14 protein-coding genes are annotated in these 18,358 nt (G+C 51.6%); 9 read left to right on the plus strand and 5 right to left on the minus strand.

Annotated features, from left to right (window positions below; genetic code table 11):
• The first annotated feature begins 220 nt into the window (after positions 1-220).
• The 3 genes from gltS (at position 221) to udp (ending at position 4,912) form a co-directional block, all read left to right on the plus strand.
• Positions 221-1,447, plus strand: a complete 1,227-nt coding sequence (gene gltS / locus N8M53_RS05545) for a sodium/glutamate symporter (protein ID WP_269579781.1) — start codon at positions 221-223, stop codon at positions 1,445-1,447.
• Positions 1,448-1,615: 168 nt separating this feature from the next.
• Complete coding sequence (locus N8M53_RS05550; protein ID WP_269579782.1) at positions 1,616-3,922, plus strand: zinc/cadmium/mercury/lead-transporting ATPase; 2,307 nt, start codon at positions 1,616-1,618, stop codon at positions 3,920-3,922.
• Positions 3,923-4,150: 228 nt separating this feature from the next.
• On the plus strand, positions 4,151-4,912 hold the full coding sequence (udp, locus tag N8M53_RS05555) for a uridine phosphorylase (RefSeq protein ID WP_269579987.1): 762 nt from the start codon (positions 4,151-4,153) through the stop codon (positions 4,910-4,912).
• A 121-nt stretch (positions 4,913-5,033) separates the two neighbouring features.
• Here the strand turns inward: udp and N8M53_RS05560 are convergent, their stop codons facing one another.
• Both N8M53_RS05560 and yccS read right to left on the minus strand, forming a co-directional pair.
• Positions 5,034-6,203, minus strand: a complete 1,170-nt coding sequence (locus N8M53_RS05560; protein ID WP_269579783.1) for a Card1-like endonuclease domain-containing protein — start codon at positions 6,201-6,203, stop codon at positions 5,034-5,036.
• A 240-nt stretch (positions 6,204-6,443) separates the two neighbouring features.
• Positions 6,444-8,681 (minus strand): YccS family putative transporter, encoded by a 2,238-nt coding sequence (gene yccS, locus N8M53_RS05565; protein ID WP_269579988.1) that lies wholly within the window; start codon positions 8,679-8,681, stop codon positions 6,444-6,446.
• 266 nt (positions 8,682-8,947) lie between these two features.
• Here yccS and helD point away from each other — a divergent pair, with 266 nt between their 5' ends.
• A complete protein-coding gene (gene helD / locus N8M53_RS05570; protein ID WP_269579784.1) occupies positions 8,948-11,023 on the plus strand; it encodes a DNA helicase IV in 2,076 nt (691 codons plus the stop codon).
• Positions 11,024-11,088: 65 nt separating this feature from the next.
• Here the strand turns inward: helD and N8M53_RS05575 are convergent, their stop codons facing one another.
• Positions 11,089-11,544 (minus strand): methylglyoxal synthase, encoded by a 456-nt coding sequence (locus tag N8M53_RS05575; RefSeq protein WP_269579785.1) that lies wholly within the window; start codon positions 11,542-11,544, stop codon positions 11,089-11,091.
• A gap of 330 nt (positions 11,545-11,874) precedes the next feature.
• Here N8M53_RS05575 and N8M53_RS05580 point away from each other — a divergent pair, with 330 nt between their 5' ends.
• Both N8M53_RS05580 and N8M53_RS05585 read left to right on the plus strand, forming a co-directional pair.
• A complete protein-coding gene (locus N8M53_RS05580; RefSeq protein ID WP_269579786.1) occupies positions 11,875-12,360 on the plus strand; it encodes a hypothetical protein in 486 nt (161 codons plus the stop codon).
• A 29-nt stretch (positions 12,361-12,389) separates the two neighbouring features.
• A complete protein-coding gene (locus N8M53_RS05585; RefSeq protein ID WP_269579787.1) occupies positions 12,390-13,505 on the plus strand; it encodes an endonuclease/exonuclease/phosphatase family protein in 1,116 nt (371 codons plus the stop codon).
• On the opposite strand, the gene N8M53_RS05590 is transcribed toward N8M53_RS05585, so the two are convergent.
• Positions 13,502-14,374, minus strand: a complete 873-nt coding sequence (locus N8M53_RS05590; protein ID WP_269579788.1) for a hypothetical protein — start codon at positions 14,372-14,374, stop codon at positions 13,502-13,504. The genes N8M53_RS05585 and N8M53_RS05590 overlap by 4 nt on opposite strands.
• A gap of 199 nt (positions 14,375-14,573) precedes the next feature.
• Positions 14,574-15,185, minus strand: a complete 612-nt coding sequence (locus tag N8M53_RS05595) for a YitT family protein (protein WP_269579789.1) — start codon at positions 15,183-15,185, stop codon at positions 14,574-14,576.
• A 229-nt stretch (positions 15,186-15,414) separates the two neighbouring features.
• Between N8M53_RS05595 and N8M53_RS05600 the strand changes: the two genes are divergently transcribed.
• From N8M53_RS05600 to prpC, 3 genes are all read left to right on the plus strand, one after another.
• Positions 15,415-16,128, plus strand: a complete 714-nt coding sequence (locus tag N8M53_RS05600) for a GntR family transcriptional regulator (RefSeq protein WP_077577908.1) — start codon at positions 15,415-15,417, stop codon at positions 16,126-16,128.
• Between the two features lie 70 nt (positions 16,129-16,198).
• A complete protein-coding gene (prpB, locus tag N8M53_RS05605) occupies positions 16,199-17,068 on the plus strand; it encodes a methylisocitrate lyase (RefSeq protein ID WP_046073371.1) in 870 nt (289 codons plus the stop codon).
• A 114-nt stretch (positions 17,069-17,182) separates the two neighbouring features.
• A complete protein-coding gene (gene prpC, locus N8M53_RS05610; protein ID WP_269579790.1) occupies positions 17,183-18,334 on the plus strand; it encodes a bifunctional 2-methylcitrate synthase/citrate synthase in 1,152 nt (383 codons plus the stop codon).
• Positions 18,335-18,358 lie beyond the last annotated feature (24 nt).

The raw sequence follows: 18,358 nt of genomic DNA on the forward strand, positions 1-18,358 counted from the left end.
TTGAGTTTTTCTGCTATTGTGCCGCCCGTTGGTAGCGGGCAGTTATCGCGAGGTTGAGGCGTACAAAAGCCCAAGCGCGGCAGCAAAACGATAAGCAGGATGCTGGAGTATCGTGAAGTGTGGCTAACCCGTATTGACGTTAATGTGAACGTAAATGAGGTAAAACAAAGGTCAAATTAAACAATCAGGGAGGATGAGGTGAGAGAAACAAAGAGGTTATATGTATCAACTCAATTCAATTGGTGCGCTAGAATCATTCCTGATTGCCATCGGTGTCCTTTTTTTAGGCCATTTTGTTAATTCAAAAATTCCCGCATTACGAAAGTTTAATATCCCAGAGCCTATTGTTGGCGGGTTAATCATTGCGTGTGTTATTTCCGTACTACACTATAACGGTATCGGCTTTAAATTTAGCCTACCATTAAAAGATACGTTTATGCTGATGTTTTTTGCTACCGTTGGTCTGGCAGCAAATTACAAACAACTAGTAAAAGGCGGTTTAAAGGTATTTTGGTTTCTTGCTATCGCCTCCGTGTACATCATCATACAAAACGCTATTGGTGTGAGTTTTGCGTCGATGCTTGGCTTGGACCCTCTGATGGGCCTTGTCGCTGGCTCTATTACCCTGTCCGGCGGGCATGGAACCGGCGCGGCTTGGGCACAGATATTAACCGATGAGTATGGTATTCAAAGTACCCTCGAAATTGCAATGGCGTCGGCAACACTAGGCCTTGTCATTGGCGGTATCATTGGTAGCCCAGTTGCTCAGCGTTTGATTAATAAACATCAGCTTGAGTCTGAATATGGGCGAGGCACCACAACACACGAAAAATATCCTGAGCTTGTGACTTACAATGAAAATGAAGAAGATAAAGTAACCGCCAAAAAAGTTATTGAAGTCTTATTTATTTTACTGCTGTGTATTACAGGGGCTCGTCATTTATCTGAGTGGGTAAGCGGGTTTAATATTGAATGGTTAATGGTTCCAGACTTTGTTTATGCTCTCTTCTTGGGTGTAATAGTGACCAATACACTTGAGGTTTTTAAATTAAGAAAGCTAGAGTCAGAAACCGTTGATATGGTAGGAACAGTTTCCCTATCGTTATTTTTAGCGATGGCACTGATGACGTTGAAGCTGTGGAATATTCTCGATTTGGCGGTGCCGTTTTTAATTATTTTGGCAGTTCAATCGGTTGTTATTGGCTTATTTAGTTATTACGTCACGTTTAAGTTAATGGGGAGCAATTACACAGGGGCCGTGATTGCTGGCGGGCATTGTGGTTTTGGCCTCGGCGCCACCCCGACCGCGGTGATGAATATGGGCTCAATCGTGAATCGTTTTGGCCCCGCACCCCAAGCCTTTATGGTAGTGCCGATTGTGGGGGCTTTCTTTATTGATATCGTTAACCTCTTAATACTACAGGGCTACATTTTTATTATCCAATAGGCGTATTGCGCTCAGCTATCATTGCTGGGCGCACCTTTTTCCCTGCTGTTGTGCAGCGTTTGGCAAACTCAATGAGAGTTGTTTTCATAAGCGCTTGACTCTGGAGTGGGCTCCAACCCTTATACTGACCACAAGATAATGACACAACGACCAAAGAAGGAGTCGATTATGTGTAAGCATTGTGGACATCACCACTGTCATCAGCCACACCATCAAACCGTTTCTCCGTCTACGGCGACGGTAACCGATACCTGCCAAGCGTCAAGCTGCTGTTCAAGCCACCAAGACGGTGAGGGCAGCGCGGGCGATGACGATCCCGACCGGCCTCGAACACAGTGTGACGATAGCGACGAGAGCACGTCTTCTGCGTCATCTCCTCAAATGTCCTCTATCACTCATGAGTGGGTGGTTACCGGCATGGACTGCCCAAGCTGTGCCGCTAAACTTGAAAAAGCTATTCATGCCACGCCTGGTGTAGAGAGCGCACAAGTCCTGTTTGCCACGGAAAAACTGCGAGTCGCTTTAACGCATGATGCCTCAACGGAGACGCACTCGGCCATTGAGCAAGCGGCTAAAAACGCCGGTTTTCCGCTCGTTACCTTGGATCAAACCGCCACAGCTCCTGCAGGCTGGCAGAAATGGCGCGATGACGCCCTGTTGTTTGGTTTGATTAGCATTATGCTGGTCGCTTGGGGGTTGCATTATTGGTCTGCATCTTTATCTGGCTGGTTATTTACCGGTGCCACGGTGATCGGGCTCGCCCCCATTGTGCTTAAAGCGGGTCGATTGGCGCGTCAAGGGTCACCGTTTTCCATTGAAACCCTGATGAGTATTGCTGCCATCGGTGCATTGTATCTCGGAGAGACCACCGAAGCGGCGATGGTATTAGTGTTATTCCTGATTGGGGAGCGGCTAGAAGGGTACGCGTCCACGCGCGCCCGTGATGGCATTCAGTCATTGATGGCATTGGTGCCAGAGACAGTGACTCGGATTGAGAGTGACGGTTCACGTGAGACTGTGGCCGCCAGTGATCTACAGCCAGGTGACCGGATTGAAATCAGTGCCGGTGAGCGGCTCCCCGCGGATGGACAACTGATGGAAAGTGCCGCCAGTTTTGATCAGAGTGCGCTGACAGGTGAACCTATTCCCGTCGATATCGAAGCCGGTGATACCGTGATGGCGGGCAGTCTGGCAACCGATAAAACGGTACAGCTGACCGTGACATCGGCGCAAGGTGAAAATGCGATTGACCGTATTTTGCGTCTTATTGAACAGGCCGAGTCGAAAAAAGCGCCGATAGAACGGTTTATCGATAAATTTAGCCGCTGGTACACGCCGGCGATGATCGGGCTTGCGGCGCTAGTTGTGGTGATTCCACCCCTGTTCTTTGCCGCTAGCTGGCAAGAGTGGCTATATCGTGGCTTAGCATTGTTATTGATCGCCTGTCCATGCGCGCTCGTGATCTCGACACCTGCAGCGATTACCTCTGGGCTCGCCACCGCTGCGCGTCGCGGGGCATTGATAAAAGGGGGGGCGGCACTGGAAACATTGGCAAGCGTCAATGCTGTCTCGTTAGATAAAACCGGCACGCTCACTGAGGGTAAACCCATGGTGACGGATGTTCGCGCCTGGCAAGGTGAGGAAACGTCACTACTGCAAGCGGCGACCGCCATCGAGCGTGGTAGCCATCACCCCTTGGCGAAATCCTTGGTGTTGTATAGCGCCGAGCGCGGTCTATCGGTGCCGGATGCCTCAAATATCCAAGCGAATGCAGGGCGAGGTGTGCAAGGCATGGTCGAGGGACAATCAATCAGGTTGGTTGCGTTAGACAAAGTGGGTGAGTCGACGTTAAACCATGCGCAACAGCAAGAAGCCAACGCTGTCGCTGCACGTGGCACGACAGTGGCGGTGGTGTTGGTTAACGATCAGCCCTACGGCATGATTGGGTGGCGCGACAAACTGCGACAGGATGCTCGCGAAGCCATTGAACAGCTACGAGCGATGGGTATTCAACCTGTGATGCTGACGGGGGACAACCCGACCTCGGCGGCGGAAATAGCCAATGAGTTGGGCATTGAGTACCGCGCGGGACTATTGCCGGAGAATAAGGTTGAGGCGGTAGAAGCACTGGCAGGGCAATATCGTATCGCAATGGTTGGTGATGGCATTAATGATGCGCCGGCAATGAAAGCGTCGCACGTTGGGGTGGCAATGGGAAGTGGCACCGATGTTGCGCTAGAAACCGCTGAAGCCGCATTAAGCCACAATCGTTTGGTTGAGCTCCCAAAGGTGTTACACCTAGCGCGTGCGACTCAAGCGAATGTACGGCAAAACATCACCATCGCTCTAGGGCTAAAAGGGGTGTTTTTGGTGACCAGTGTATTAGGGATCACCGGCCTATGGGTCGCGGTGCTGGCGGACAGCGGGGCGACGGCGTTGGTCACCCTGAATGCGCTACGTTTACTTCGTGACTAGTACTGAAAAACAGGGCAAAGGCTGTCTGCTTTTGCCTTTATAAAGTGATAAGGATCTCTAAATTCTGAAATCTGTAATATTTAATATGACAATAGGTCGATGATGGTCACACAAAAGACGATAAAATTGGGTATCCTAAACGCATAACCAATAACGCGTTGATGCCTGCTCACGTAAGCATCACATTGATTCTAATGCGGATGATAGCATCCAGCGAGGAGACGAATGATGTCTGATACCCCTGTATTCCACCTTGGCGTAACAAAAGCGGATCTTCAAGGCGCAACCACGGCGATTATTCCTGGCGACCCTGCGCGCGTTGAAAAAATTGCTAACTTGATGGACAACCCAACCTTTCTTGCCTCTCAGCGTGAGTACACTTTGTACCTCGGTTGGCTCGATGGGAAGTCTGTAGTGGTTTGTTCAACAGGTATCGGTGGCCCATCTACCTCTATCGCCGTTGAGGAACTGGCACAACTTGGTGTTGGTACTTTCCTACGCGTAGGGACTACAGGCGCGATTCAGCCGGACATTAATGTCGGTGACATGATTGTCACCACCGGCTCTGTGCGTCTTGATGGCGCAAGCACCCACTTTGCCCCTATGGAATTCCCAGCAGTGGCCGATTTTGACGTGGCCACTGCCATGAAAGCCGCCGTTGATGAAGATGGTGCGACGGTTCACACTGGCGTCACGGCATCCAGTGATACCTTCTATCCAGGGCAAGAGCGTTACGATACCTTTAGTGGCCGTGTGGTGCGTCGTTTCCAAGGTTCAATGCAGGAATGGCAGGACATGGGTGTGCTGAACTTTGAGATGGAATCAGCCACATTGCTGACTATGTGTGCTAGCTCCGGCCTACGTGCAGGTTGTGTGGCGGGTGTGATTATCAACCGCACACAAAAAGAGACTCCAGACCACGCGACCTTGAAAGAAACAGAAGCGCGCTCAATTAAAGTGGTCGTCGAGGCTGCACGTAAGCTCCTGTAAATAAGCGAGACCTCGTTATCCTACCCAAACGCGGTGCCAGAGGGCGCCGCGTTTTTTATTGATAGCGTGGCATTGCAAGATGTGCGTGGCTCATGACATACCGGCGTGAACCACAGCCTTGTTAGCTCGTACGCACGGCAATGGTACCGCCGGCGGCGATAAACCAGTCATAAAGATGAGTACGTAGGTTGGCGAGTTGGTCTGGGCCAATCAGTGCTAACCCTAGATCCGTTGCACGGGTAATATCGTGATGACGCAATGGACGGAAGCTGACCAACATTGCGCGCGCCTGCAGTCCTCCGAGCAAGTCACGCAAGGACTCCAACTTGTACAGGGTATCGTCGCCGTCGCTCGACATGCCTTTGGTTTTGCACTCAATAATATGCAGTTTGTTGTTCACCACCATGGCGACATCCAACTCATTGCGCACCTCGCGCTCGCCAATTTGACGATAGACCTGTAAAGAGAGGGCACTGTCTTGAATGGTAGGGAGCTCTTTTTGAATCGAGGTAACGGTATGATGCACGTAGCTCTCCAGCCACTCGCCATTGGCAAAGCGCCGCGCTTCTTCGCAGCTAAATGTCAGGGTTCCCTGCTGGTAGCTGGCTAAGCCCGCATCTGAGAGATCGTCGAGTAGGATACCGAGCTCACGATAACCTTGTTGTTTTTCACTGAGCGCGACGTCTAAACATTGCTCTTTACGACACGTGGTCGCGAGATAGTTCAAGGTGGCAAGACCTGGACCTAGCTCATAGGCATTGCTCGCCCATTTTTCGCCCAAACGGTAAATGTCATTGGTTAAACACCCTGTGACTTGGTCATCTTGGTGCTCACAGCGCGCGCCGAAAATCGTTAAATATTCAGTGAGACTAATATGATCTTCCACTTGTTGCTGTGGCAGGCCGTCAGGGTAGAGCCAGCATAGTTCATCGCTGTAAGGCTCAATCACATAGCTGGGCCATTGGTAAGTACGAAACACTTCGTAGGCGGAGAGTAATTGGTGGCGCAGACCACAGCTCGCATTAAAAAGGATGTCTTCAGAAGATTGGCTGAGCTGCTCGGCAAGACGTTTTACTTGGCTTTTCACTTCGCGAATATTGATATCGTCCGAGATTTCAAAAAACTCGGTTTCAATTCCCTTGGGGGCAAGGACACGAGTTAGGCGCTCGAATTCAAGATCTTGCTCCAGTGTTCCGATGAGTATCAGCTTACTGACAGGCAATTGCTGATGCAAAACTGGGGTGACTAGACGGACGGGGTCAGAGTCGATGATTCCTACATGAATAGCCATAATTGCTCCGGGCGGGCTACGCGGCGGCATTACGCCGCTTAATTATCAGTATAGTTGCCAGCCTCAACAGGTGGCGTAACTATTAATATCCGGCCTCGCGCTCTGGCTTTCAACCGTTCACTGGGTAAATTAGTGTAATTTTACACAGCGCTGACGTGATGGCCGTCATATTAACACCTCAATGACTCATGCCTTGTGATTAAAAAACACTATAAAACAGAAACTTAAAGAGTGAGGCGTCTATGCTCGGCTTTGTTTAAGCGCTTGTTGACGCAAGGTCTCGGTCAAGCTATCGAGCTCAGGTAGCATGCGTTGTATTAAGCGCAACTGCTGCAACACCATACTCAGCGGCGCGTTATCGGTGGGCGCATAAGCCTCAGCCTGTGCTCCTTTGTCCTCAGTGACCGCATGATCTTGGGGGCTCACAGGCTCGCCTGTGGGTGTCTTAGTACCGGTCGATGGCACTTGTGTGGGTAATTCTGCGGGTAATGCTTGACTCAAGCGCTCAGTCAGTGTGTTAAGTGATTGATGAATCTCACGATGGAGCTGTGCCATCTTTTGATGATTAACCTCATCATCCATGCGACTGCGATGCGCACCGAGGGCCGAAATATAACTGAGCATGGCGTTGTTTAAACATAAGAACCGGAAGGTCTCTTCAATATTGGTTCGATAGCGTCCAGGCTCCACCAGCATGTTACTGATAGCGGTGGTGAGCTCGGCATCAGCGTTATGGGCATGTCGACGCGCGATCCGGTAAGCAAGATTATCACGCTTACCAACACGGTATTGGGCAATCACATGGGCCAAGTAGTCTCGATTAGCTTGCAGCGCTTCAGTCATGATCCCGCGTAAGCGGTGGGCTTGCCAGTCGGGCAGTACATAACGGACCGCAGCAACAGCAATCAAACATCCAATCACTGTATCGCCAAGGCGGGGAAGAATAACCGCAAAGCCTTGGCCGAATTGGCTAAAGCACATTAATACCAACAGCGTAATAAACAAGGTTGCGAGGGTGTATTGCACGGTGCGAAAGGCGAAAAAAAGCACACCGGTGATCACCATCAGCGCCAATTGACTGCTTGGATCAGGGAAGAGATAGAGTGCGGGCACCCCCAAAAGTAAACCGGCGACCGTCCCTAAAATTCGCTCTTTCAACTTGCTGCGTGTCGCAGAGTAGTTGGTCTGACACACAAATTGAATGGTCATTAAAATCCAGAATCCGTGCTCCAACCCAAGCCCTTGGATCAGTGCATAACCGGTCAGCAGTGACAAGGACAAACGCACCGCATGACGAAAACGCAGTGATTTAACTGAGAGCTGCCGGCGAATGCGGTAAGCCATTTCCCCCAACGAGTGTGCATCCGGGTCGGCCAGTTCACTCTCTTGCAGATTGTCCGTGCTGGCTAAGTGGCTCAAGCTGGCCAGTTGCTGTTCCACTGTCTCCAAGTTTTTGTAGAGAAAATCGAGTTGCTGAAGCAGCGCGAGGCGAGTGCTGTCTTGTTCCTCTTGTGCCGACAAATAGGCCATCGATTGTTTGATTGCCATCAGGGCTTGTTGCCCTGTTTTCGGATGCTGGTAGTGTGTACCGATTGACATCGCTTGCGCGACATCCCGGCAGGCTTGCGCTTGCGCGTTTAATAAGGCCTCAAAGCGAAAGAGAATATCGGAATGGAAAAAATGTGCCGCCAGATCTTGGTAACGATAATGGGATGAACTGACACGCTCGTGAATATCTTGGGCAATAAAATACGTTTGCAGTAAGGTTTGATGCCGCTGTGTGAGTCGGCCGCGTCGAGCACGGGTAAGCAGTGACGCTTTTGCTTGATTGAGCGCGGCAACGACTTGTGCATTTTGGTTGGCGGCGGCAATACGCGTCGGTTGAGGAACCAATTCGGCGACCGGGTGGAATAAACTGGATTTGGTTTCCATGTAAGTGGCGGTTTGACGAAAGACCGCAGCCAATCTGTGCTGAACCGGGCGGTGAGGCCATATTATGATCCAAGCCAGCGACAACAGCCCATACCAGAGAGCCCCGGATAACAGCATCATCGGCTGCAACCACATATCACTGCCTTGCTCCATCCCCAGCATGGTGTAAACCGCCAACAGTAATGAGGCAAAGGCAATGGTGCCATAGCGCTCACCGATTGCGCCCAGCATGATAAAGCCAAAGCTGGAGGTCGTCAGGCCAATCGCGAATAGCCAAGGGGTGTCGTAAAGCAGCTCGACCGAGAAGGCCGCGATCGTAAAGCAAACAAGGGTGACGCCGAGTGCTCGTACCCGCCCCCAAAAGTGATCATCTACTTCCGCCAATGCTGAGGCAATCACACCGAGCACCAATGGCGTGACAATATCGGTGCGACCAGCATACCCTGCGTACAGCGCAACACCCATGAGGGCGATTAGGACGCGAATACTGTCGTTAATGCGATGATTTGCCCAAAACTCGCGCATGGCGAGTGGTAGGAGAGGCATACGTGGCAGAGAAAAAGGCATAAATAAAGGTGATCGGCCAACAATGTTGGCAAGATAGCAGAAATAGAACCAGAAACTAAGCCTCACTCAGGTATTTTCTCGGGTAATAAGAAAAGGATTGCGACAAGTCAATTTCAGGCTTTCACGCTAGCGTCAGCGGTTTACCATCACGCCTAGCGAATTGATTTATGGGAGTTTGGGAAGTAGCATGCCAACCATCCTTCTTGGGCACGATCAGTGCCTTATTCGCTGATTAACGTAGAAATATGAAACTTACAGCCAATCGCTGGGCACAATGGCTTGTTTACGGCGATCATTACAGTCTGCAGCTTGAAGACGATGGCTTACTGCTCGAGTCTCGTCATCATCGGCAATACATTCCTTTCTCGGCATGGGATGGGCAGCTAACGGTGTCACGTGGGTTGCTGTGGGGGACGATTTCGTTAACCGGTTATACTGACGAAGGCGACCCGCTGCCTTTTGAGGTCTTTGGCTTGCCTTGGCACCGCGCCCAGCAGGCAGGGCAAACCATCTATCGCCACTATCAAGCCTATATCGCCCGTTATCAAAAACGGCTGGCAATGATCCGCCCCTGTTTACTGGCAGAGTTTGATGCACTGGTGAATGCACTAGGCTATGTACGTGTCGCGCAATTGCGCAGCGCCCAACAAACGGTAGTAAATAAGCTAGAAGGCGAGGGGATACCCGCCTCATTCTTAGCCAATTTGGACGAAAGCCTGGCCACCACGTTAGCGCCTGTGTTGCAGGCCGATTCAAGCTGGCTGAAAGCCCGAAATCACCAGTGGCAAGCGGCGATGCTCAACCAGTGGCAAACTTGGTTTGATCAGGTTGAGTCTTCGCCTTTGAATGCGGGACAGCGTGAGGCTGTGCTCACTGATGAATCTCATACCTTGGTGGTGGCAGGGCCCGGAAGCGGTAAAACCAGCGTGTTGGTAGCACGCGCCGCCTACTTGATTGAAAGCGGTCAAGCCAAGCCTGAGCAACTTTTGTTGCTGGCCTTTGGTCGAGATGCCGCCACCGAGCTCAAAACGCGGATTAAGACCAAAACTGGCCATGAAGTGAATGTCACCACCTTCCATGGCTTTGCCCGTCAGCAACTCGCCGATCACCAAGGACAGGCCCCGGTTATTTCTCCGCTCGCCAGTGATGAGACGGCCAAAGCGGCGTGGCTGACCCAAACACTCGCCGAACAATGGCAACAGCCTACTACCCGCAAACGCTGGGATAAATTACATCAGCAGCAAACACTGCCGCTTGATGACAACGCTGAACTGACTGCGTGTGCCCATGATAGCCGATTGCACACCTGGATTTGGTCGCGCCTTTCACGGGTGATCCAAGCCAACGCCACCAAGCGCGCGCTAACCGATAAATTGGCAAGCTTTGAGGAGCAGACCGCCTTAAAAGATGAGCTGGCCGTGATTTGGCCATTGTACCAAGCCTACAAACAGGCGCTAAAAGCGGAGAACGCGGTAGACTTTGACGGCTTGATTACCCAAGCCACCAAGTTGTTTCAGCAGCGAAAATTCACCACGCCCATCCAGTTTGTCATGGTCGATGAATACCAAGACATTTCCCCGGCACGGTTAGCGATGCTCGAGGCACTGTGTCATGGTAAAGCGGACAGTGAAACCCAATCGCCACGTGCCTCGTTATATGCGGTGGGAGATGATTGGCAAGCTATTTATCGCTTTGCAGGTGCCGATGTCAGCCTAACCACAGGGTTTGCGCAGCGTTTCGGTGACAGTGAAATTTGCTGGCTGACCACCTGTTATCGCTATCTGTCTACCTTGGGGAAGGTGGCGCAGCAGTTCATTGAGCAAAACCCCAAGCAGCTCAGTAAACAGTTGGATTACGCGCGAGACAAGGCATCGGCGAAAACACCCAAAGCGATCAAGGTGATCTCTGACGATAAGCTAGAAAAGACACTGACAAGCTTAGAGAAAAAGCATGCTAACGCAGAGCACGCTGTGAGTGTGATGCTGCTAGGTCGCACGCATGCTATTCGTCCTGACGCGCTAGAAAGCTGGCAGAATGCGTATCCTTCATTGGCGCTTCGCTATACCACCGCACACGCCAGCAAGGGGCAAGAAGCCCACTATGTGTTTATCCTCGGCATGGATGATGGGGTATTTCCCGCCAAGCCTCGCACGCTCTCACTCGATGAGGCTTTATTAGGGAAAAATGAAGAGCCAATTGAACACGCAGAAGAACGGCGATTGTTTTATGTCGCCCTGACGCGTGCCCAAAAACAAGTGTGGCTAGTACACCAAAAAGGCCATGCCTCACCGTTTTTGGAGGAGTTGAAAGGGTACCTTTAAGAAACGGGAACCCACACTGTTAGCCATAGACGGCGTTGGTCACAGACGGACAGTGTGGGAAAAGATTATAAACGCTCGTCTAAATAAGCTTGATAATCAGGAATTTGAATATCCACCTCTTGGCCAAATAGCGGTGAAGTGATTAGAAAGCGAGCGGTAGAGCGATTGGTGGCAATCGGAATGTTCCACACAGAGCTGACACGCAGCAACGCTTTAACATCAGGGTCGTGTGGTACGGCATTGAGCGGATCCCAAAAGAAAATCATCGCATCGATTTTCTGTTCAGAAATCATGGCACCCAGTTGCTGGTCACCGCCCATGGGGCCACTGATCAAAGGTGTGATCGTTAATCCGGTTTCTCGCGCAAGAATATGCCCCGTGGTACCGGTCGCGTAAAGCTCATGCTGACTGAGCACCGCTTTATTTTCCTTTACCCACTCAGTCAAGGCGTCTTTGTAGTGATCATGCGCTACTAACGCAACGTGTTTGCGCGCCAGCATAGTTCGAGACGTCTGTTTCATAACTCTTTCCAATCTAATAAGGCGGTTGCCATCAAACTGCACTATGCAGCTATTTTTGAAGCCTAAATCAATCCGGTCATGAAATATAGCGTACAGCGGGCAAACCCTGGCTGTCACTTGTTAGAGCTATCACATTCTCAATAAAAAATAGCCAAGACCATGAAATGAAGTCGGTTTTTTCAGCCACTTGTTAATCAAGCACGCAAAAGTAGCGCGACAACCCGCCTAAATGGCAACAAAAAGGCTACAGTTAGGTAATAAGGGTCAACAGCCCCTAGGCAATGGAAGTGCCTAGTCATGCAGGAGTGTTTATGAGCAAGGAGTACGCGTATGTGGGTGACACTGGATTTTGAAGCATCCGGTTTGTCGTTAATCTCTTATCCCATTGAAGTGGGATACGTGTTGCCAAGTGGCGACAGCAATAGTTTTTTGATTGATCCTTCCACCGCCAGTGGCCATTGGTATCACTGGGACAACGAAGCCGAAACCCGAATTCATGGGATATCGCGTGAGCGCCTTTTTAGTGAAGGCATCAGTGTGCTCGACGTATGCCAGCATCTCAACCAGACCCTTGCGCCCTTTGAACATGTGTTGTGCGATAGCCAATGGGATCTGTTTTGGATGGGGCGACTTTACAAAGCCTGCTATATGCGCCCTTCATTCACCTTAATGGAGGTAAACCAGTGGCTAAAAAAGCACAGTGATCTCGATCGGCGCGATTTTAGTCGCGAAATGGAGGCGTTGGGGCCGACGCCGCATCGAGCAGAAGAAGATGCGCGGCAAATTCGTCGCGCCCTCGATAGCTTGTTAAAATAGGGGTTCTTTCAGCACGTTATCGGGATGTCATGACAGCACCTTCAATCCTTAGGGTGGCACAATTCAACCTGTCTCTAGCCGGGCGTCAGGCCGGTGAGATTAAAGCAAAGATGTTAGCGCCCACCCCCAGCCGACAAATTAAAAACCTCGCCGCGACCTTACAACGTGTGCGCCCCGATGTGGTGGTGCTTTGCGAGTTTGATCATCCGGGCAGCGGTGGCGACGATGGTGCGCTCGCCGCATTTTGTGAGCGGCATTTGGCTGAATCGCAACACGGTGAAACACCGATTGATTATCCGTATCGCTATTTACCCGCCACCAACACAGGGTTAAAACTCACGGTGCCAGTCAGTGAGCATCAACACTTAACGAATGCTCAGCAGTGTCATGGCTTTGGCGACTATCATGGCCAATTTGGCTATGTGATTTTATCGCGTTACCCCATCGAAGACGATGAGATTCGCACTTGGCAGCACTTTGCTTGGCATCAATTACCTCACCATCAACTCCCTACAGACTATTACACCGAACAAGCACAACAGGCGTTACGTCTCGCCTCGAAAAACTTGGTTTCAGTGCCGATTTTGGTTGGCGATGATCGAATACAGGTCGTGGCGTGTCATCCCACACCGCCCGTGTTTGATGGGCCAGAAAAGCGTAACTGGCGGCGCAACAGTGATGAAATTCACCAACTGATTGGCCTTTTGGATAACGCGGATTGGCTGGTGGACGACAAGGGCGCTCACGGCGGGCTTTCTCCTGAGACACCGTTTGTGGTGATTGGCGATTTAAATGCAGACCCGAGCTACGGCGACGGGGATAAGCAAGCCATTGGCGCCTTGCTTCACCATCCGCGTGTGCATCCCGAGGTTGCTGTCGGCACGCAGGTGCCAAAAAGTGATGCGGCCCAGTCTCACGCGTTTCGCTTTATCAATGGTAAAGGGCGGGCAATTGCTACCCATAACGGTGGGTTGCGCCTCGATTATGTCCTACCTTCGCGTGAGCTCGCGGTGATAGCCTCCGGCGTATTTTGGCCTGCCCCTGATGATGCCGACTACCCACTGATCTGTGATAAAAACGGCCAAGAGCATGCGCGTGCTCACTCCGATCATCGTCTTGTTTGGGTCGATGTGGCGCTGAGTTAGCGAGGCTGCGTGTCCAGCGCCACGCCCTCACGCTGACACGCAACTTCTGCGAGGCGCTTAGCTTGTTCGTCAGGCTTTAAAAAGCAGCAAGTTGAGCAATAACTGTGTTCATCCACGGTAAAGATCCGGCAGCAGCCGCCGCGCAAACGGAAGCTGTGGGTTTGTAATACGGTTTGCGTGTCGTTCGGATCGTAGACGGTCACATCGTGAAAACCACTGCGCTTGCTATAAAGCGAGGTGCCGCGTTGATGGACGATCGACAGCGCCGCTTCACGCGCGGCTTGTTCACAATCACGATGTTTACCTACCATCAAAAAGGCAATACAGATTGAATCGGCAACCACTTTCCAAAGTGGCCCCTCACGCATACCGCTTCGTTCCGCGACCGCATCGACGATGGGCGAAAAATGCCGTAATAAGGCACCATGTAAAATAGCCTGCCAATTCTCTGCCACTGGCTGTTTCCAGCCAATCAACGCATTGAGATAAAAATGTGGCTTGTGATACACCAGCTCCTCGCCATTGGGTTTAGTGACGCGAGTAGGCTGGTATTTAATGTGCCAGTTATCTAAGTCCAGCGAGGGGAGTTGTCCACCCTGCAGCCAGCTGGCCAGCACGGGCAGCAGAAATTCATAGGCGTAAGCGCCGATAAATAGCGTGCCTTGGGCGCGGTTATCTGCATCGCCATAGGTCGAGTTCACCGCGGCAAAACATTGCGCCAATCCTTGTGGGGTGGTGAGCTGTTCACGAAGCGGCACGCCTTGCACATCATCAGGGATCACTGACAAGCCTAAAGCAGAAGGGAAAGAGGGTAGTGCAACCGTGTCGGGCAGGCTTAACACATCAACGCTAGGATCGGCCGCGTTCATCAACACTCCTTTACGATAGGCGATCAAAACGCGAAATTTAGCATGTGTAGCAATCAATTGTAAGAGTGATTCGTATTTAGATGTCGAGGCGCTATCGTAACGATTGGGGACAAGGTGTCGCAGAGGAAGTGATTGAAAAAAGAGGCGGAAGGCCGCCTCTATCTATATTTATCTGTGTTTTCCGTGTCATTCACGCCCGCTATGCGGCTTGGGGTGGCTGAACTTGGTAGCGTCCGGGTTTATGGTTCATGGCAAGGACGAGATTGGTGGTGATTGCGGCAGCGACCGATAAGGCAATTAGCCATGGGTCAACGACCATAAGCGACAGCACCACAATTGAGCAATCCAGCGCCATTTGCACTTTTCCGGCACGGATGCCAAACCGTTGCTGCAAAAACAGCGCTAAGGTGTTAAATCCACCCAAACTACACTGATGGCGGAACATCACTAGCATGCCCATGCCGATTAGCCCGCCGCCAAATAGCGCGGCATAAACAGGATGAATGCTATTGATGGTTAATACGGCGCTCAAGTGATCCGCGCCGAATGAGACGATGCTGACCGCAACTAAGGTACTAAGGGTGAAGCGTTTACCCATTTGGGTGTAGGCGAGCCAATAAAAAGGTAGGTTGATCACGAAGAAAAGCTCACCAAAACTGAAATCGGTGATCCGTTGTAAAAACAGCGCTAACCCTGCAGTGCCGCCGGTCAGTAACCCCACTTGGTTGAAAAAGAAGATGCCCAGTGACACCAAACTGCTGCCGATAAGCAGCGCGAGTGCGTTTTCACGCTTGGAATGATTTTTATCCATATTTGCGTTCTATCCCTATTAAAACGACCGCTACACCATACGCTGTTGGTTGGATAGGTCGAGTCAAACGCCCGTTTGATAACAAGTGAATAACAATTCAATGCGTACATTATCATTTACGTTGTGGTTTTGATCACGATAAAAGTGCGCCTCTACAGACCAAAGTCTAATCTACATTGTCTACAATCTTATTCTATTCTGGCTTTATTGAAGTTTATAGGCGGTATTTATGTCTTTATTGTCGACAAATGACCAGGTTCTCGATCAGGACACGCAATCGGCGCAAGCTGAGTCACGTGAGCCCACCAAGTCAGCCAGCCTGACCGAACAACTTATCGAGGCGATTGTCACCGGCACCTATCCAGCGGGCACCAAGGTGTCGGAAGCAGGGTTGGCCACAGCATTTGGCGTCAGCCGAGGCCCGTTGCGCGAGGCGATGATGCGCGTTGAAGCCTTGGGGTTGGTCGAGCGCGTCCCTCATGTGGGCGCGAGAGTAGTGACACTCACCCATCGACAATTGGCTGAGATTTACGCGGTGCGAGAAGCGTTAGAAGGCATGGCCGCAAGATTGGCCTGTGCGCACATCACCGATGCGGAAATTGAGCAGCTCAGTGCGGTGCTCGACACCCACCATGCCTATATCGAACGGGTGGAAGGGGCGGCCTACTTTCACCAACAAGGCGATTTTGATTTTCATTATTGCATCATCAAAGCCAGCCATAACCAGAAACTGATCAACCTGTTGTGTGGTGAGTTGTACCACCTCTTGCGGATGTACCGGTTTCAATCGCCGCGGGCGCATTCTCGCCCTAAGCAAGCGCTGCAAGAGCACATGCAAATTTTAGCGGCAATTCGCGAGCGCGATGCCGAGCTGGCGGAAATGCTGATGCGTCGACATATTCAGCGCAGTCGCCAACTGATTGAACAGCAAATTACCGATTAACTAACACGCTATTGGCTACGAAATGCCGGCGGTTCAACCCGCTAAGCCATGAGTTCACAAGGAGAATGCTATGAGTGCAGGTGCACGTTTTCGCCAAGCGGTGCGCAACAATATCCCGCTGCAAGTCGTCGGCACAATTAACCCCTATTGCGCCATGATGGCAGAGCGGGTGGGGCATCAAGCCATTTATCTATCCGGAGGCGGGATTGCTAACGCCTCTTACGGCTTACCGGATTTGGGGATCACGACTCTCAACGATGTGTTGGAAGATGTCCGCCGGATCACCGCAGCAACCGACGTGCCCTTGCTGGTAGATATTGATACCGGTTTTGGCGGTGCGCTCAATATTGCTCGCACTATTCGTGAAATGGAACGCGCCGGCGCGGGCGCGGTGCATATGGAAGATCAAGTGGCGCAAAAGCGCTGCGGTCATCGTCCCAACAAAGAAATTGTCAGCCAAGCTGAAATGGTCGACCGCATTAAAGCCGCGGTCGATGCGCGCACCGATCCTGAGTTTGTGATCATGGCGCGCACTGATGCCTTGGCGGTGGAAGGCATGGACAGTGCCGTCGCCCGCGCCAGAGCGTACGTAGAAGCGGGAGCGGACATGATTTTCCCCGAAGCCATGCAAACGCTCGAGCAGTATCAAGCCTTTGTCGAGCAAGTAAAGGTGCCGGTGCTGGCGAATATCACCGAGTTCGGTCAAACCCCACTGTTCACCAGCCAAGAGTTGGCGGGCGTGGGGGTCAGCATGGTGCTGTATCCACTCTCTGCGTTTCGTGCCATGAACCAAGCCGCTCTCAATGTATATCAACACCTGCTGGATGATGGCCACCAGAAAAACGTGGTCGACACCATGCAAACCCGTGATGCCCTTTATGACTTCTTGGGCTATCACGCCTACGAACAGCAATTGGATCGCCTATTTGGAAAAGAGTGATCACAGACGCACACCCTCGGTGTGAAAACGTCGGTTACACCACTGGAATTATCGCCACGTTCACGGATTCATGCAGCGGTTGAATCTGATGGCATCAAAGGAAAGGAGCCAATCATGACAAATGTCGCCGTCGCACCCAAAGACAAAGCCATCTCCGGCGCGGGCCTTCGCGGCCAAAGTGCCGGCACCACCGCCTTGTGTACGGTGGGGCAAACCGGCACCGGATTAACCTATCGCGGTTATGACATTACCGATTTAGCCAATCACGCCCAATTTGAGGAAGTGGCTTACCTGCTACTCAAAGGCCAACTCCCCAATCGCCAAGCGCTGGCTGACTACACAGAAACCTTGGTCGGCAAGCGGGGGTTACCTGACGCCTTAAAGGCCGTGCTGGAGCGAATTCCTGCCAATGCGCACCCCATGGATGTGATGCGTACTGGTTGCTCGATGCTGGGTAATTTGGATCAAGAGACCGACTTTAGTGAGCAAGCGGATAAAACCGATACCCTGCTGGCGATGTTGCCGGCCATTATCTGCTATTGGTACCGCTACTCGCATGATGGCGTGCGAGTCGATACCTATCAGCCGGAGGTGAAAAGCATTGGCGGTTACTTCCTCAAAATGCTCACTGATGAAACCCCGTCGCCACTGCATGAATCCGTGATGCATTGCTCGCTGGTGCTGTATGCCGAGCATGAGTTCAATGCCTCGACCTTTACCGCCCGTGTGTGTGCGTCCACTTTGTCTGATTTGCACTCTTGCATTACCGCGGCCATCGGCAGCTTGCGCGGCCCATTGCATGGCGGTGCCAATGAAGCGGCGATGGCGATGCTAGAACAATGGCGCACACCTGACGAAGCCGAAGCAGGGTTAATGCAAATGCTCGCCAATAAAGACAAGGTGATGGGCTTTGGCCATGCGATTTATCGTGAGTCCGACCCCCGCAATGCGCTTATCAAACATTGGTCGAAACAGCTGGCGGAAAACGCACCAGACGCTTGGCTGTACGACGTGTCTGAGCGGGTCGAACAAGTGATGAAGCGCGAGAAAGGCTTGTTTCCCAATGCCGATTTTTATCACGCATCGGCCTATCACTTTATGGGGATCCCAACCAAATTGTTTACTCCGATTTTTGTGATGAGCCGAGTAACGGGCTGGGCGGCGCATGTGTTTGAGCAGCGCGCCAATAACCGCATTATTCGCCCAAGTGCCGATTACGACGGCCCTGAACACCAAGATTGGCTACCTATCGATCAGCGCTCTTAATCAGCGCGCATTCACCCGATTGAA

It is taken from the genome of Salinivibrio kushneri (assembly GCF_027286325.1).
GTDB classification, from domain to species: Bacteria; Pseudomonadota; Gammaproteobacteria; order Enterobacterales; family Vibrionaceae; genus Salinivibrio; species Salinivibrio kushneri_A.

What these genes read in the sequence shown, in the direction of transcription:
- N8M53_RS05590 (WP_269579788.1), bottom strand. Translation starts at nt 14,374, where the DNA reads ATGAACGCGGCCGATCCTAGCGTTGATGTGTTAAGCCTGCCCGACACG.
- N8M53_RS05595 (WP_269579789.1), bottom strand. Translation starts at nt 15,185, where the DNA reads ATGGATAAAAATCATTCCAAGCGTGAAAACGCACTCGCGCTGCTTATC.
- helD (WP_269579784.1), top strand. Translation starts at nt 8,948, where the DNA reads ATGAAACTTACAGCCAATCGCTGGGCACAATGGCTTGTTTACGGCGAT.
- N8M53_RS05600 (WP_077577908.1), top strand. Translation starts at nt 15,415, where the DNA reads ATGTCTTTATTGTCGACAAATGACCAGGTTCTCGATCAGGACACGCAA.
- udp (WP_269579987.1), top strand. Translation starts at nt 4,151, where the DNA reads ATGTCTGATACCCCTGTATTCCACCTTGGCGTAACAAAAGCGGATCTT.
- gltS (WP_269579781.1), top strand. Translation starts at nt 221, where the DNA reads ATGTATCAACTCAATTCAATTGGTGCGCTAGAATCATTCCTGATTGCC.
- N8M53_RS05575 (WP_269579785.1), bottom strand. Translation starts at nt 11,544, where the DNA reads ATGAAACAGACGTCTCGAACTATGCTGGCGCGCAAACACGTTGCGTTA.
- N8M53_RS05560 (WP_269579783.1), bottom strand. Translation starts at nt 6,203, where the DNA reads ATGGCTATTCATGTAGGAATCATCGACTCTGACCCCGTCCGTCTAGTC.
- N8M53_RS05585 (WP_269579787.1), top strand. Translation starts at nt 12,390, where the DNA reads ATGACAGCACCTTCAATCCTTAGGGTGGCACAATTCAACCTGTCTCTA.
- prpC (WP_269579790.1), top strand. Translation starts at nt 17,183, where the DNA reads ATGACAAATGTCGCCGTCGCACCCAAAGACAAAGCCATCTCCGGCGCG.
- N8M53_RS05550 (WP_269579782.1), top strand. Translation starts at nt 1,616, where the DNA reads ATGTGTAAGCATTGTGGACATCACCACTGTCATCAGCCACACCATCAA.
- yccS (WP_269579988.1), bottom strand. Translation starts at nt 8,681, where the DNA reads ATGCCTCTCCTACCACTCGCCATGCGCGAGTTTTGGGCAAATCATCGC.
- N8M53_RS05580 (WP_269579786.1), top strand. Translation starts at nt 11,875, where the DNA reads ATGTGGGTGACACTGGATTTTGAAGCATCCGGTTTGTCGTTAATCTCT.
- prpB (WP_046073371.1), top strand. Translation starts at nt 16,199, where the DNA reads ATGAGTGCAGGTGCACGTTTTCGCCAAGCGGTGCGCAACAATATCCCG.